Genomic DNA, 13985 nt, shown 5'->3' with positions numbered 1-13985 from the left:
CAAGCGAGCGCCCGGATCAAGGGACGCGGCACATCAGGGAGTAGGCCTATGGATCGCGGGACGCGCGCAGCGCCCGGTCGACCCTCCGCGTTCGGCTGGACGCGCCGATGATCGACCTTCTGGCCACCTTCAACGGACGGCTTTTCCTGACGGTCACGCTGAACGGGCTGACGCTTGCGGCGCTGTATTTCATCGTTGCCAGCGGCTTCAGCCTGATCTTCGGCCTGATGCGCGTCGTCAACATGGCGCATGGCTCGCTCTATCTGCTCGGCGGCTATGTTGGCTATGAGGTCTCGGTGCTCTCAGACTCCTGGCTGCTGGCGCTGGTCGCCGGCGCCGGTGCGGCGGCCCTGGCCGGGGCGCTTCTGCAGAAAGCCGTGTTCGGCTGGATGCAGGGGCAGGATTTGCGCCAGACGCTTGCCGCAATCGGCGTCTCCATCGTGCTCGCCGACCTGATGCTGGCGCAATGGGGCGGCACCGCCTACCAGCTCGACCTGCCCGCCATCTTCCGCAGCTTCGTGCCGCTGCCGGTGGTAAACCGCTATCCCGTGCCGCGCTTGATGCTCATCGGCCTCGCGGTGCTGATCGGCATCGGCCTGTGGGCCATGCTGAACCGCACGCGGCTCGGCCTGCTCATCCGCGCCGGCGTCGATGACCGCCGCATGCTGGAGGCGCTCGGCGTCGATGTGCCCAAGGTGTTCCTCGGCGTCTTCGCAATCGGCGCGGGGCTGGCCGGGTTGGCCGGCGTCATCGGCGGCTCGGTGCTGTCCATCTCGCCGGGCGAGGATGCGCGCTATTTGCTCTCCTCGCTGATCGTGGTGATCGTCGGCGGCATGGGCTCGCTGTCCGGTGCCGCCATCGGCGCGCTGCTGGTGGCGCTCGCCGAAACCTACGGGCTCGCCTACACGCCCACTTATGGCGTTGTGTACACCTTCGTCATCATGGTGGCGGTGCTCGCCGTGCGGCCGCAGGGCCTGATGGGGAGGCCGGCATGACGTCGGGAACCCTCTTCCGCGCGGCCCTTCTGGTGGCGCTGGTCGCCTTTCCCTTCTTCGCCAACGATTTCTGGGTGCAGCAGATCGGCGGCCGCACGCTCGGCCTCGGCACAATCGCGCTCAGCCTGGTCTTTCTCGCGGCCCATGGCGGCATGCTCTCGCTTGGCCAGATGGCGCTGGCGGGGGTCGCCGGCTACGCGGTGGCGTACTTCACGGCGCCGGTGGCGGGTGTCGGCCTGCTCTTGCCATGGCCGGCGGCGGTTGCCGTCGCGCTCGCCCTGTCGACCCTTGCCGGCCTGCTGGTCGGGCTGATCGCGGTGCGCACCAGCGGCATCTACACGCTGATGCTGACCCTCGCCATCGCCATGGGCTTCTACTACCTAGCGCTGCAGAATTACGCTCTGTTCAACGGCTTCACCGGCTTCACCCAGGTGGAAGCGCCAAGCGTGGCCGGCATCGCCTTCAACACGCCGCGCGCCTTCTACGGCCTCTGCCTCGGCGCTGCGCTGGCGTGCTATGCCGCCGTGACCTATCTCGCCACCACGCCGTTCGGCCTTGCCATGCAGGCGGCCCGCGACAACCCGCGCCGGCTGTCGGCGCTCGGCTATCACGTCGCCAGCCTGCGCGTGGCGGCCTTCGGCATCGCCGGGCTGATCGCCGGCATAGGTGGCGTGCTCAGCCTGTGGCTGAACGGCTCGATTTCGCCCGGCTCCATCGCGCTGGTGCCCACCATCGACGTGCTGATGGCCGCAGTGCTGGGCGGGCTGGGCCACCCGATCGGCGCCTATGTCGGCGCGCTGCTCTTTGTCATCGTGCAGAACTTCGCCATCGATTTTATCGACCGCGAACGCTTCAACACCCTCATCGGGCTGATCTTTCTCGCCGTCGTGCTGTTCTCGCCCGACGGCGTGATCGGCCTTGCCCGCCGCGTGCGCATGCTCTTCGCGCCAACGCCCGAAAAGACCCGCCCGGCGATGGATGCCGCCGCCGGGCTCGACGCTGCCAACGATAAAACATGAAACGGAGGAACCCCATGCCGACCCATTTCACCCGCCGCCTTGCCCTTCTGGGCAGCCTTGCCGGCGCCCTCACCGCCGGCGCTCTCATCCCGACGCCGACGCTGGCGCAGGACACCATCCGCATCGGCGGGCTCACCACGCTGGAAGGCCCCTTCGCCGAACCCGGCAAGGATTCCTTCCGGGGCATGGAGTTGGCCTTCGAGGAATTCGGCTACACGGTTGCCGGCAAGAAGATCGAGTTCATCAAGGCCTCCTCGAACGGCAACCCGGATGTGGCGCTCCAGTCCGTCCGCCGCCTCGTCGACCAGGACAAGGTGGAGATCGTCGTCGGCCCACTTTCCGGCAGCGAGGGCATTCGCCTGCGCGACTACGCCAAGACGGTGCCGAACATCACCTTCTTCAACGGCTCCTCGGCCGCCATCGAGACCACGCTGGTCGAACCGGCGCCGAATTTCTACCGCTTCAACACTGAAGGCGCGCAGTGGACCGCCGCCCTCGGCAATTACGTGAAGAAGGAGAAAGGCTGGAACAAGGTGGTCCTCGTCTCCGAGGATTACTCCTTCCCCTACGCCCAGATATTCGGCTTCATGGGAACGTATTGCAGCGCCGGCGGCAAGGTGCCGAACAAGTATTTCGTGCCGCTCGGCACCAAGGACTTCTCCTCGGTGATCGCGCAGCTGCCCGCCAAGGGCGAGGTGGACGGCATGTTCGTGGTGCTTGGCGGCGCCGACGCGGTGAACTTCCTCACCCAGTATGCCCAGTCCGGCGGCGAACTGCCGATGATCGGCGGCTCCATCACCGTCGACCAGACCGTGCTCTCCGCCAAGGGCCCGGCGCGCGCCATGCTGCCGGGCGTGCTCTCCTCCGGCCCGATCTCCGACAATGACCCGAGCCCAGCCTGGAAGGCCTTTGTCGCCGCCTACAAGAAGAAGTTTCCCGACGGGCTGCCCTCGCCCTCGCTGTTCGCCTTCAACTATTATGTAAGCACCAAGGCGGCGCTTCTCGGCCTGGAGAAGGTGAAGGGCGACCTTTCGGACGGCGCGGCGGCCTATCGCAAGGTGCTCGACACGCTGAGTTTCGACACCCCGACAGGCCCGGTCTCGATCAACAAGAACCGGCAGGCCAGCGCCACCATCTTCATCAATGAGATCGTCGAGAAGGACGGCGTCCTGACCACCGATCCGGTGGAGAGCGTGCCGAATGTCGACCAGTTCCTCGGCCTGTCCGAGGCGACCTATGCCAAGCTCGGCAGCCCCTCGCGCGACAATCCCTCCTGCCCGTGAGCCCCATGAACGCAACGGCTCAAACGGTTGCGGCCGCTCCCCACGCCCTCGTCATCGAGGGCGTGGGACGCCGCTTCGGGGCGCTGCACGCGGTGCGCGACGTCACCATCAAGGTGGCGGAAGGCGAAAGGCGCGCCATTCTCGGGGCGAATGGCGCGGGCAAGACCACGCTGTTCAACCTGGTGGCGGGCGACCTCCCACCCTCGCAGGGCCGTATCCTGATGTTCGGCCGCGATGTCACCGGCCTGCCGGTGGAAAAGCGGGTGCGGGACGGGCTGCGCCGCACCTACCAGACCTCACTGATGTTCGGCGGCCTCACCGTGCGCCAGAGCCTGTTCCTCGCTGTGCGCGGGGTCTCCGGCGGGCGCATGTCGATCGCGCGGCCGGCCAGCCGCCTCGCGCAGATGGAGACCGGCGACCGGCTGGCGGAACGGCTGCGCCTCACCGGGGTGCTCGACTCGCTTTGCAGCACGCTTTCGCATGGCGAGCGACGACAGCTTGAGCTGGCCATGGCGCTGGCCGGCGAGCCGCGGCTGCTGCTGCTGGACGAGCCGGCGGCCGGCCTTTCGCCGCGCGAGCGCGAGATGCTGCTGAAGCTGCTGCTGGAACTGCCGCGCGCCATCACCCTGGTGATGATCGAGCACGACATGGACATCGCCCTGCGCGCCGTCGACCAGGTGAGCGTGATGCACAATGGCCGGCTGGTCGCCGAGGGCACGCCACGGGAGATCGAGAACGATCGCACCGTGCATGACATCTACATGGGCAAACATGTCTCCTGACCCCGTCCCTCCCCTTCTCGAAGTTGCCGGCCTCGACGTCTATCTCGGCGCCAGCCATGTGCTGCAGGGCGTTTCGCTCACCCTGCCGGCCGGGCCGCTCTCGATCATCGGGCGCAACGGCATGGGCAAGACCACGCTATGCCAGGCGATCATGGGGCTGGTGCCGGCGCGCGGCGGCCGCATCGCGCTCTCGGGACAGGATCTCACCGGGCAGCGGCCGGTGCGCATCGCCCGCGCGGGCATCGGCTATGTGCCGCAGGGAAGGCGGGTTTTCCCCTCCCTGTCGGTGCATGAACATCTCGTGCTCACCGCCCCGCGCGGCCGCGAGGCGGTGAGCGCCGCCTGGACCATCGAGCGCGTCTACGAAACCTTCCCCCGCCTAGCCGAGCGGCGCGGCAATGGCGGCGCCCAGCTTTCCGGCGGCGAGCAGCAAATGCTGGCCATCGCCCGCGCCCTGCTGCTGAACCCGGCTTTGCTGGTGATGGACGAGCCGACTGAAGGGCTCGCCCCGGTGATCGTCGATCACGTGGTGGAACTCCTGCACACGATCAACCGGGAGGGCGTCGGCCTTCTTCTGGTCGAGCAGAACTTCTCGGTCGCCACCAGCGTGTCGGAGCGGGTGCTGGTGATGGTCAATGGCCGCATCGCGCTGGAGGCCAGCGCCGACGAGATAACCCGCAACGACGACATGCAGCGCCGCTATCTCGGCGTGAGCGCGCACTGATGGCCGGCAGAACAGACAATAATCGGGAGAACGCCATGGGTAGGGTCTATGTCGCGGGTACCTGCGATACCAAGGGCAAGGAACTCGCCTATGTGAAGGCCATGATCGAGGCCGAGGGCGTCTCTGTGACGCTTGTCGATCTGTCCACCCATGAGTCCGGCACCGGGGCGGACATTCCCGCCTCTCAGGTGGCGAGTTGGCATCCGGAAGGCCCGGGCGCGGTGTTCACCGGCGATCGCGGCCGCTCGGTCGGCGCCATGGCGCTGGCTTTCGAGCGCTTCATCACGGCGAAGGACGATGTGGCCGGCGTCATCGGCCTCGGCGGCTCTGGCGGCACCGCGCTGGTGGCGCCGGCGATGCGCGCGCTGCCGATCGGCGTGCCCAAGCTCATCGTCTCCACCGTCGCCTCCGGCAATGTGGCGCCCTATGTCGGGCCGAGCGATATCGCCATGATGTACGCGGTGACCGATCTTGCCGGGCTCAACCGCATCTCGCGCACCATCCTCGCCAATGCGGCCCACGCCATGGCCGGCATGGCCCGCTCCGCGCCGCCGCAGGCCACCGACAGCCGGCCGGCCATCGGGCTCTCGATGTTCGGCGTTACCACCGCCTGCGTGAACCAGGTGTCCGAGCGGCTCGGCGCGGGGATCGACGCGCTGGTGTTCCACGCTACCGGCACGGGCGGGCAGTCGATGGAAAAGCTGGCCGATTCCGGCCTGCTCGCCGGGCTGATCGACACCACCACCACCGAGGTGTGCGATTTGCTGATGGGCGGCGTGTTCCCCTGCACGCCGGATCGCTTCGGCGCGGTGGCGCGCACGCGCTTGCCCTATGTCGGCTCCTGCGGGGCGCTCGACATGGTGAATTTCGGCGCGCGCGACACCGTTCCCGCCGCCTATGCCGACCGCCTGTTCTACATTCACAACCCGCAGGTGACGCTGATGCGCACCACGCCGGCGGAGAACGACCGGATGGGGCGCTGGATCGGCGAGCGGCTGAACGCCTGCGAGGGTGAGGTGCGCTTCCTCATCCCCGAGCGCGGCGTCTCCGCCATCGACGCGCCGGGCGCCCCCTTCCACGACCCCGAGGCCGACGCCACCCTGTTCGCCGCCTTGGAGGCGACGGTGAAAGCGACCGCGCGCCGCCGCATCATCCGCCTTCCCCACCACATCAACGACCCGGAATTCGCCGACGCCCTCGTCGCCCATTTCCGCGACATCGCACCCGGCCTTTGAGCCCTGGAGCCCGACATGGCACGCATTGAACGCTCGACCCTTCTCGCCAAGTTCCAGGACATGGTGCGCCAAGGCCAGCCGATCATCGGCGGCGGCGCTGGCACCGGGCTCTCCGCCAAATGCGAGGAAGCTGGCGGCATCGACCTCATCGTCATCTACAATTCCGGCCGCTACCGCATGGCCGGGCGCGGATCGCTGGCCGGCGTGCTGGCCTATGGCAACGCCAATGAGATCGTGCTCGACATGGCGAAGGAAGTGCTGCCGGTGGTGAAGCACACGCCGGTGATCGCCGGGGTGAACGGCACCGACCCGTTCTGCCCGTTCGACTATTTCCTCGACCAGATCAAGGCGATGGGGTTTTCCGGCATCCAGAACTTCCCCACCGTCGGGCTGATCGACGGCACCTTCCGCGCCAATCTGGAAGAGACCGGCATGAGCTACGGGCTGGAGGTCGACGTGGTGCGCCTCGCCCACCACAAGGACATGCTCACCACGCCCTATGTGTTCAACGAGGACGAGGCGCGGGCGATGACGCAGGCCGGCGCCGACATCATCGTCGCGCATATGGGCCTTACCACCGGGGGGGCGATCGGTGCCGAAACCGCCTTCACGCTCGATGACTGCGTCAAGCGCATCGATTCCATCGCGGCGGCCGCGCGTTCCGTGCGCAACGATGTCATCGTGCTGTGCCATGGCGGGCCGATCGCCGAGCCGGACGACGCCGCCTATGTGCTCGCCCATTGTGAGGCGATCCACGGCTTCTACGGCGCCAGCAGCATGGAACGCCTGCCGACCGAGCAGGCGCTGACCGACCAGACCCGTCGCTTCAAGGCCATCTCGCGCTGAACGCAAGACGGCTGATCAGGGAGGAAACGACAATGGCAAAAGCCTATGCGAGCCGCATCATTGCCGCACCCGTCGAGGCGGTGTGGGCGGTTATTCGTGATTTTAACGGCATGCCGGGCTGGAACCCGGCCATTTTCGACAGCGTCATCGAGGACGGGCGCGACGCCGACGAGGTCGGCTGCATCCGCTCCTTCCGCCTCGGTGACGGCACGAAAGTTCGCGAGCGGCTGCTGGAACTCGACGATAGCCGGTATTTCTTCGCCTATAATTTCGAGACGCCGGCCTTCCCGGTGGATAACTACCGGGCGCGGTTCAGCCTCATTCCACTGACCACCGGCGAGGAGACGCTGGCGATCTGGGAAGCCGCCTTCGATGAGGCACCGGAGGACGCCGGCAAATATGTCGACATCGTCACCAATGGCGTCTTCGCCGGAGGGCTGGCGGCGTTGGCGTCAAAGCTGGAAAGCGCGACGCATCCGGCGCCGAAGGACACGCGCTGGCAGGGCCTCCGCCCCGCCAAGGTCTACTGTGCGTCCCGGCTCGATGCTCCCCTGGCCACCGTCTGGGCGGCGGTGCGCGACTTCGCCGGCATGGCGGACTGGCATCCCGACATCACGGCAATGACGATGCTGGACGGCGCGCGCAGCGACAAGGTGAGCGGCGTGCGCGACTTCCTGTTTGGCGAGGGACGGCTGCACGAGCAGCTCACCTATCTCTCCGATGCTGACACGGCGTTCCGCTACAAGATCAATGCGAGCCCGATGCCGTGGCTGAACTACCATGCCGGGCTGCGGCTCTATCCCGTCACTGCCGACGGCACCACGCTCGCCGTCTGGACGGCCGACTGGGTGGCCTCGCCGCAGGACGACCTGACGCTGATTCCCACCGTGCATCAGAACGTGTTCCAGCGCGCCTTCGATACGCTGAACGCGCAATTATCCGGGTCGATGCCGTCGTCGCAGCAGGGCTAACGTGCAGGGCGCCGACTTTCGCTAAGCCGGCCTCGACGAAAGCATGTCACCCTCCCCGGGGATCGAATGCTGGGGTTGGGATCAATGAAATTCGGCCCCCTCATGCCGGAGGAGATTGGAGACGGGGAGCCTGTCTGGAAACTCTTCCGTCGGCGCCATCGCGGCATGGCCGCCAGCCATGTCCCGGATCGCGGCGGTGCCTCGGTGGACGATCCCGGCTCGGAGGCTTCGGCTACGGCCGGGATGACGATCTCCCGAGGGATTTTTCAAACAGGCTCTCAGGTCGTGATAGACGAGCCTATGGTCGTACGCCTTACCCTCGTTGAAACAGCCATACGCCGTCAGGAGATCAAGAAGAGCCGCTTCATCGCGGTCGCTGGTCCTGTCGCGGACGAGGCGGCGGCGAAAGACTTCATCGCGGCTCGGTCGGACCCGACAGCCAACCATAATTGCTGGGCATGGCGCCTGGGGCAGAGCTACCGTTTCAACGATGACGGGGAACCCAGCGGAACCGCCGGAAAGCCGATCCTTGCCGCCATTGACGGGCAAGGCCTCGACCGTGTCGCCGTCGTCGTGACACGCTGGTTCGGTGGCATTCTTCTGGGCAGCGGCGGGCTGATGCGTGCCTATGGCGGAACGGCGGCCCTCTGCTTGCGCGAAGCCGAGAAGGCGGCGCTCATAGAGACCGTCTCCGGGACGGTCGCATGCGGGTTCGGGGATCTGGCGCTGGTCCAGGCGAGGTTGGGCGCGCTGCCGGACGTACAGGTGGCGGTTCAGGCGTTCACCGACAGCGGCGCGCTCCTGTCGGTGTCGGCGCCGAAATCGCAATCAGGCAGCGTCGAACGCCTGCTCGCGGACCTGACAAGTGCACGTTCGCTGATCCGATGGGACCAATAGCCGTGGCAGCACGCCGCCGCGTCAGGCCGCGCCACAAATGCAGCCAAAGTCGTCCGGACCGGCGAGGGAGGGGGTAACACCCACTGGGCTTCTACATGCGGCGCCAGGCCGGACAGCCCGTATGCGGCGATCACCACGCAAGCACACGCCGGCCGATCAATGCGCCGGCGATGGTGACGATACCGACCGCGATGCCATACCAGGTCAGCATGAAGAGCGGGGAATCGTCGATGCAGTGGAAGGCGTAGAGCGCCGCTCCGAGCCCACCGGCGAGCAGGCCGGCCGCAGCTCCCGCGCGCGCCGGTTGGGATGGCGCGCCACGTCGCAACGCCAGGAGCACCGCGCCAAGCACCGGCGCCGCCATCACCGGTACCAGTGTCATGCAGTACAGAGCGTAGTGGCCGATCAGACCGGGTATCCATGTCGCCGGCGGGCTGGCGAGCAGTTCCCATATGACAGCTAGCGCAAGCAGCACCATCGGCACGGCGAGCAGCCGCGCCGGGCCGGCGGCATCGGCGCCGGGACGCACGAGGCGTAGGGCCGTCCATGCGCCGGCAACCGCCAGCGACAGCGTGACGACGAACTTGAAAAGAATGCGCGGCTCGGCGAGCAGGCCCGGCATGCCCGTGCGCGGCGCCAGCATGATCGCGAACAGCGCCAGCGCCCCCGTACAGCCGGCGGCCAGCGCCAATGCGAAGCCCGTCCCAAGCCCCCGCGTCGGCCGCGCATCGGCCGCAAGGCCGCGTATGAGATCGTCCGTCTTCACGCCTGCTTGTCCTTCACGGTTCGGTCCTCAGTCGTGCCGACAGGCTGGCAAAGGCCCGGTGCAGCGCAACACGCACGGCGCCCTTCGTCATCTGCATGCGGTCCGCAGTCTCGCCGATGGAAGCCCCGTCCACCGCCACCGCGCGCAGCACGTCGCGCTGCTTCTCCGGCAGCAAGGCGAGATGCCGCTCGACATCGGCCGCCTCCGTGCCGGGCCGCTCCTCGGGCGCCGACAGCAACTCGGCGAAATCCTCCACCGGCACTTCGGCGCGGCGCCCGCGCCGGCGCAGATGGTCGATCATCTTGTTGCGCGCGATGGTCCACAGCCAGGGCCCGAGCGGGTCGCCCGTCCGCCAGCTCTGGCGCTTCAGGTGAATGGCGAGCAGCGTCTCCTGCACGATGTCCTCACACTCCGCGGTTGGCGCGCCGAGGCGCGTCAGGCGCCGCTGCACCACGAGACGTATCGCCGGGGCGATCTCGCGCAGCAGCCGCTCATAGGCGGGGCCGTCGCCGACAAGCGCGGCCTGCATCAACTGCGCCCAGCGCCGCTCGCGATCGTCCATCAACACATTCCCGAAGGTAAGTTCGCGGGCTAGGGGCCGAGTGTTACGCCGCGCGCTAGGGCGAGCGGAATTTTCCGTGCGCATATTTCGTCGCCTGCCGCTGTAACGCAATGGCGGAAGCACCCGAAGAAGGGGAATGGCACTGCGCGGGCTCACCCGCCAGCGGTGCCGCAAAGCCCCCTTAGAGAGGACAATCCCCCATGACCGCCACCACCCGGACCACCCTCGTTGCCGCCACCCTCGCCGGCTCGCTTGCTGCCGCGCTCGGCATGATCGCCAGCGCGGCCGCCGGCCCGGTCGCCCCGCAGCCGACCATGGACAAGTGCTACGGCGTCTCCATGGCTGGCAAGAACGACTGCGCCGCAGGTGCCGGCACCAGCTGCGCCGGAACCTCCAAGATCAATTACGACGCCAAGGCCTGGAAATACGTCGCCAAGGGCACCTGCGAATCCATCAAGACCCCGAAGGGCATGGGTCATCTCCAGCCGATGTGAGCTGCGCCTGCCCATGGAGGGCGCCACCCGGCGCCCTCCTCCTTGCCCCAGGAGGTTCTCATGACCGCGATGCTCCCCGCCGGCCCCGGAGTGGGATTCAAGCCCGAACATTTCGACGCCGTCCTCGCCGACTCCGCCGCCCCGCTCGCCTTCGTCGAGATCCATGCAGAAAACTACATGGGGGACGGCGGTCGCCCTCACGCCCAACTCTCCGCGTTGCGGGAGCGCTTCGCCCTGTCGATCCACGGTGTCGGCCTGTCCATCGGTGGCGAGGGGCCGCTCGACAAGCCCCACCTCGCCCGGCTGCGGACGCTTGTCGACCGTTACCGGCCGGAGAGCTTCTCCGAGCATCTCGCCTGGTCGACCCATGACGGCGCGTTCTTCAACGACCTGCTGCCGCTGCCCTACACGCCGGCGGCGCTGGCAAGGATCGCCGGCCATATCAGCGAGGTGCAGGACACACTCGGCCGACGCATGCTGCTGGAGAATCCGTCCACCTATGTGCGCTTTGCCGAGAGCACGATCGACGAGGTCGACTTCCTCGGTGCGCTGGTCGCCCGCACCGGCTGCGGCCTGCTGCTCGATGTCAACAATGTGTTCGTCTCTGCCGTGAACCACGGCACGGATGCGCGGGCCTATCTCGCTGACTTCCCCTTCGAGGCGGTCGGCGAGATCCATCTCGGTGGCCATGACGAGGACGCTGACGAGGCCGGCGCGCCGCTGCTGATCGACGCCCATGGCAGCCCTGTCGCCGATCCGGTGTGGGCGCTGTTCGAGGAGGTGATCGCGCGCACTGGGCCGCTGCCGAGCCTGATCGAATGGGACAACGACGTTCCGGAATGGCCCGTCCTGCGCGCCGAAGCGGCGCGCGCCGGTGCCGTGCTGGCTCGTCACGCCCACGCCCGCGCGGCCTGAGCCATGTCGGGGCTCACAGATTTCGCCGCCGGGCTCACCTCCCCGGATCGCCGCCTGCCGACGGGGCTCGTGGGTCCGGCGAAGCGCCGCTTCGCGGTCTATCGCAACAATGTCGCGGTCGGCCTCATCGGGGCTCTGGAGGCCCGTTTTCCAGCGGTGCGCGCGCTCGTTGGAGAAGACTTCTTCGGCGCCATGGCACGGGATTTCATCCGCCGCCATCCGCCCGCGTCGCCGCTGCTGGCGAATTTCGGCGACGCGCTGCCGGGCTTCCTCAGCACCTTCGGACCGCTGGCCGATCTTCCCTACGTGGCCGACATCGCACGCATCGAGGCGGCGCGCACCCGCGCCTACCATGCCGCCGATCTGCCGCGGCTGGATGGCGCGGCCTTCGCCGCGCTGCCGCCGGGCGCGCTGGAGCACCTGCGCATCGGGCTGCACCCGGCGGTGACCATTGTCCGCTCGCCTCACCCGGTGGGCGACATCCTCGCCGCCGCGAACGGCGCGGACGCGCCGGTCACCGACTGGACGCCGCAGGCGGTGCTGATCGACCGACCCGATCTCGACGTGGTGCTCCGCCCGATCCCGGTGGGCACCGCCACATTTCTCGCGGCGCTCGGCGCCGGCAACCCACTCGCCGATGCTGCACGAGCAGCGCAAGCCGACGATCCCGCCTTCGACCTTGCAGCTGCGCTCGCGGAGCTCATCGGCGGCAGGCTCGCCACCCATCTCCGCCTCCCGGAAGGAGACCTGCCATGACCTTTCAGATTGCGACCCCGCCTTCCACCATGCCCGCCGGCACCCGCGCCTCCGGGCTCGTCGCGACCGCGCTACGCCTGCGCGACCGGCTCGACGGCATCCCGATGTCGCTCGTCACGCTCTGCGCCCGTATCTTCCCGGCGGCGGTGTTCTGGCAGTCCGGCCAGACCAAGGTGGAGGGTTGGCACGTCACGGACAGTGCGATTGCGCTGTTCCAGGAAGAATACCGTCTGCCGCTGGTCGATCCGTGGCTCGCCGCACATCTCGCCGCGTTCGCGGAGCACGTCTTCCCGGTCCTGCTCGTGCTCGGCCTTGCAACGCGGCTCTCCGCAGCGGCGCTGCTGGCGATGACCCTGGTTATCGAGATCTTCGTCTATCCCGATGCCTGGCCGACGCATGGCGTGTGGGCGACCTGCTTCCTGCTGCTGATCGCCAAGGGGCCGGGCATCCTGTCGATAGATGAGCTCATCAACCGACGCCAATCTCCGCCGAGTGGTGAAAAGCTCGGCCTGTGAGACGACCTGGTAGCAAGCCGGACTTCGGCGACAGACACCCTCTCCGTTAACGCAAGGCTGGCGGCACGCGTTCGGCGACACCGAACCAGCCGCGACCTTCTCCTTCGAGGACGGATAGCGCTTTACCGTCGCCGGCCTGCCGAATGCCAAGGACGCGCTGGTTGCAAAGACGCGCTGGTTGCCGAAGGCCTCGATGCGGCGCTGGCCGAAAACAGCGCGCCGGCGTGGCCTGCTCCGCCGAGTTCGCCGCCGGCAGCGCAGGGCGACCGGTGAGCCTTAGCTGGGGTTCCGAGTGGGTGATACATAAACCGGGAGGTCAAACTGCTGCGCGCAACACGCGCATAGAAGTACCCACCGTTCACCCGCGGCCCGTGTAACGCGGATTCAATGGAATGATAGTGTCAGCAGATCGTCTCCTTTCGCCGTTTCCGGACGAGAGGAGACGATCGCTCCATTACAGCTGTGACATCGTTGCAGTAAAAACGATAGTCGTGCCGAATATTCGGCACGCCCTAATCTTTCTCACCATCTGGCGCAGCGTACGCTTAGAACAGGCGAATAGGCTGTCGATGTCGCTGGGTCGATGAGCGCCCTCCGACGTTCATCGAGGGCGCCGATAGCAAGCGGCAAACCTCACTTAAGCGACAAAGCCAGTCCGCTCAGATCAAGGCTGACGATGAGACCCTTCTGCTCGCCGCCCAGCTCCAGAACAGCGCCGTTCTGGTTCGTCAGGACCACGACCTGCGCGCCCTTTCCGAGCGCGGCGCCGGCACCGCCCTGGGCATAGACCCCGGAGATGTCAGACGGACGCCGGATGTTCTTGACCGTTCCACGAAAACGCGTCTCGGAAGCGCCGAAGGTGAAGCCATAGCTCAGCCCCCCGACCGAGAGCGGATATTTTTTGCCCTGGAACGTCAGCACGCCATCGCCAGCCGACCCGCCGACGACGAAGCCGGCTTTGACGATACGGATGGTGATTGTGCCGTCAGCGGCGCTTGCCATCGAAACGGCGCCGAAGAGCGCGACCAGTGCGAGGAGCCCGACCCTTAGTACCGACAAGAGCTTCATCGACGATGCCTTCCAAACTAGAGCGATGTGCCATGTTGCCATCGCCAGACAACGCTCACTCTGACGTTTCGTTGCTCGACAATCAACCGCGCGCCGTGACGCCCTTTCGTTGCGCCGCAGCTGATGTGCGCCCGCCACACCGGAAGCGTGGCGGTGT

Annotated in this window: 16 protein-coding genes; 13 read left to right on the top strand and 3 right to left on the bottom strand. The window is 67.3% G+C overall.

Features of this window, described 5'->3' with window-relative positions; genetic code table 11:
• Positions 1-107: 107 nt before the first annotated feature.
• From ACQY76_RS10600 to ACQY76_RS10560, 9 genes are all read left to right on the top strand, one after another.
• Positions 108-995 carry a branched-chain amino acid ABC transporter permease gene (locus ACQY76_RS10600; protein ID WP_428032831.1) on the top strand — a complete coding sequence of 296 codons (888 nt, stop codon included), beginning with the start codon at positions 108-110 and terminating at the stop codon, positions 993-995.
• Positions 992-2014, top strand: coding sequence for a branched-chain amino acid ABC transporter permease (locus ACQY76_RS10595; protein WP_428032830.1), 1023 nt, complete (start codon positions 992-994; stop codon positions 2012-2014). The genes ACQY76_RS10600 and ACQY76_RS10595 overlap by 4 nt, the downstream gene beginning before the upstream one ends.
• A gap of 14 nt (positions 2015-2028) precedes the next feature.
• On the top strand, positions 2029-3297 hold the full coding sequence (locus ACQY76_RS10590; protein ID WP_428032829.1) for an ABC transporter substrate-binding protein: 1269 nt from the start codon (positions 2029-2031) through the stop codon (positions 3295-3297).
• A gap of 5 nt (positions 3298-3302) precedes the next feature.
• Positions 3303-4079, top strand: a complete 777-nt coding sequence (locus tag ACQY76_RS10585) for an ABC transporter ATP-binding protein (protein WP_428032828.1) — start codon at positions 3303-3305, stop codon at positions 4077-4079.
• Positions 4069-4803 carry an ABC transporter ATP-binding protein gene (locus ACQY76_RS10580; protein ID WP_428032827.1) on the top strand — a complete coding sequence of 245 codons (735 nt, stop codon included), beginning with the start codon at positions 4069-4071 and terminating at the stop codon, positions 4801-4803. Before ACQY76_RS10585 ends, ACQY76_RS10580 begins: the two co-directional genes overlap by 11 nt.
• Positions 4804-4838: 35 nt before the next feature.
• Positions 4839-6038, top strand: coding sequence for a Tm-1-like ATP-binding domain-containing protein (locus ACQY76_RS10575; protein WP_428032826.1), 1200 nt, complete (start codon positions 4839-4841; stop codon positions 6036-6038).
• A 15-nt stretch (positions 6039-6053) separates the two neighbouring features.
• Complete coding sequence (locus ACQY76_RS10570) at positions 6054-6884, top strand: phosphoenolpyruvate hydrolase family protein (RefSeq protein WP_428032825.1); 831 nt, start codon at positions 6054-6056, stop codon at positions 6882-6884.
• A gap of 32 nt (positions 6885-6916) precedes the next feature.
• Positions 6917-7855, top strand: coding sequence for an SRPBCC family protein (locus tag ACQY76_RS10565; RefSeq protein ID WP_428032824.1), 939 nt, complete (start codon positions 6917-6919; stop codon positions 7853-7855).
• Between the two features lie 300 nt (positions 7856-8155).
• Positions 8156-8752 (top strand): IMPACT family protein, encoded by a 597-nt coding sequence (locus tag ACQY76_RS10560; protein WP_428032986.1) that lies wholly within the window; start codon positions 8156-8158, stop codon positions 8750-8752.
• A 130-nt stretch (positions 8753-8882) separates the two neighbouring features.
• On the opposite strand, the gene ACQY76_RS10555 is transcribed toward ACQY76_RS10560, so the two are convergent.
• A complete protein-coding gene (locus ACQY76_RS10555) occupies positions 8883-9518 on the bottom strand; it encodes an NrsF family protein (protein ID WP_428032823.1) in 636 nt (211 codons plus the stop codon).
• A 13-nt stretch (positions 9519-9531) separates the two neighbouring features.
• Positions 9532-10080: a sigma-70 family RNA polymerase sigma factor gene (locus tag ACQY76_RS10550; protein WP_428032822.1), complete on the bottom strand. Its 549-nt coding sequence runs from the start codon at positions 10078-10080 to the stop codon at positions 9532-9534.
• Between the two features lie 200 nt (positions 10081-10280).
• Between ACQY76_RS10550 and ACQY76_RS10545 the strand changes: the two genes are divergently transcribed.
• The 4 genes from ACQY76_RS10545 to ACQY76_RS10530 are packed head-to-tail and all read left to right on the top strand — an operon-like array spanning position 10281 to position 12760.
• Positions 10281-10574: a DUF2282 domain-containing protein gene (locus ACQY76_RS10545; RefSeq protein ID WP_428032821.1), complete on the top strand. Its 294-nt coding sequence runs from the start codon at positions 10281-10283 to the stop codon at positions 10572-10574.
• Positions 10575-10634: 60 nt separating this feature from the next.
• Complete coding sequence (locus ACQY76_RS10540; RefSeq protein ID WP_428032820.1) at positions 10635-11489, top strand: DUF692 domain-containing protein; 855 nt, start codon at positions 10635-10637, stop codon at positions 11487-11489.
• Positions 11490-11492: 3 nt separating this feature from the next.
• Positions 11493-12245 (top strand): putative DNA-binding domain-containing protein, encoded by a 753-nt coding sequence (locus ACQY76_RS10535; protein WP_428032819.1) that lies wholly within the window; start codon positions 11493-11495, stop codon positions 12243-12245.
• Positions 12242-12760, top strand: coding sequence for a DoxX family protein (locus tag ACQY76_RS10530; RefSeq protein WP_428032818.1), 519 nt, complete (start codon positions 12242-12244; stop codon positions 12758-12760). Before ACQY76_RS10535 ends, ACQY76_RS10530 begins: the two co-directional genes overlap by 4 nt.
• A gap of 633 nt (positions 12761-13393) precedes the next feature.
• Here the strand turns inward: ACQY76_RS10530 and ACQY76_RS10525 are convergent.
• Positions 13394-13828, bottom strand: coding sequence for a hypothetical protein (locus tag ACQY76_RS10525; protein WP_428032817.1), 435 nt, complete (start codon positions 13826-13828; stop codon positions 13394-13396).
• Between the last annotated feature and the right edge of the window lie 157 nt (positions 13829-13985).

This window comes from Ancylobacter sp. (assembly GCF_965279025.1).
Classification (GTDB): Bacteria; Pseudomonadota; Alphaproteobacteria; order Rhizobiales; family Xanthobacteraceae; genus Ancylobacter.
This window is presented reverse-complemented; position numbering and strand designations above follow the sequence as displayed.

What these genes read in the sequence shown, in the direction of transcription:
- ACQY76_RS10525 (WP_428032817.1), bottom strand. Translation starts at nt 13,828, where the DNA reads ATGAAGCTCTTGTCGGTACTAAGGGTCGGGCTCCTCGCACTGGTCGCG.
- ACQY76_RS10550 (WP_428032822.1), bottom strand. Translation starts at nt 10,080, where the DNA reads ATGGACGATCGCGAGCGGCGCTGGGCGCAGTTGATGCAGGCCGCGCTT.
- ACQY76_RS10535 (WP_428032819.1), top strand. Translation starts at nt 11,493, where the DNA reads ATGTCGGGGCTCACAGATTTCGCCGCCGGGCTCACCTCCCCGGATCGC.
- ACQY76_RS10590 (WP_428032829.1), top strand. Translation starts at nt 2,029, where the DNA reads ATGCCGACCCATTTCACCCGCCGCCTTGCCCTTCTGGGCAGCCTTGCC.
- ACQY76_RS10545 (WP_428032821.1), top strand. Translation starts at nt 10,281, where the DNA reads ATGACCGCCACCACCCGGACCACCCTCGTTGCCGCCACCCTCGCCGGC.
- ACQY76_RS10540 (WP_428032820.1), top strand. Translation starts at nt 10,635, where the DNA reads ATGACCGCGATGCTCCCCGCCGGCCCCGGAGTGGGATTCAAGCCCGAA.
- ACQY76_RS10530 (WP_428032818.1), top strand. Translation starts at nt 12,242, where the DNA reads ATGACCTTTCAGATTGCGACCCCGCCTTCCACCATGCCCGCCGGCACC.
- ACQY76_RS10565 (WP_428032824.1), top strand. Translation starts at nt 6,917, where the DNA reads ATGGCAAAAGCCTATGCGAGCCGCATCATTGCCGCACCCGTCGAGGCG.
- ACQY76_RS10560 (WP_428032986.1), top strand. Translation starts at nt 8,156, where the DNA reads ATGGTCGTACGCCTTACCCTCGTTGAAACAGCCATACGCCGTCAGGAG.
- ACQY76_RS10580 (WP_428032827.1), top strand. Translation starts at nt 4,069, where the DNA reads ATGTCTCCTGACCCCGTCCCTCCCCTTCTCGAAGTTGCCGGCCTCGAC.
- ACQY76_RS10595 (WP_428032830.1), top strand. Translation starts at nt 992, where the DNA reads ATGACGTCGGGAACCCTCTTCCGCGCGGCCCTTCTGGTGGCGCTGGTC.
- ACQY76_RS10600 (WP_428032831.1), top strand. Translation starts at nt 108, where the DNA reads ATGATCGACCTTCTGGCCACCTTCAACGGACGGCTTTTCCTGACGGTC.
- ACQY76_RS10570 (WP_428032825.1), top strand. Translation starts at nt 6,054, where the DNA reads ATGGCACGCATTGAACGCTCGACCCTTCTCGCCAAGTTCCAGGACATG.
- ACQY76_RS10585 (WP_428032828.1), top strand. Translation starts at nt 3,303, where the DNA reads ATGAACGCAACGGCTCAAACGGTTGCGGCCGCTCCCCACGCCCTCGTC.
- ACQY76_RS10575 (WP_428032826.1), top strand. Translation starts at nt 4,839, where the DNA reads ATGGGTAGGGTCTATGTCGCGGGTACCTGCGATACCAAGGGCAAGGAA.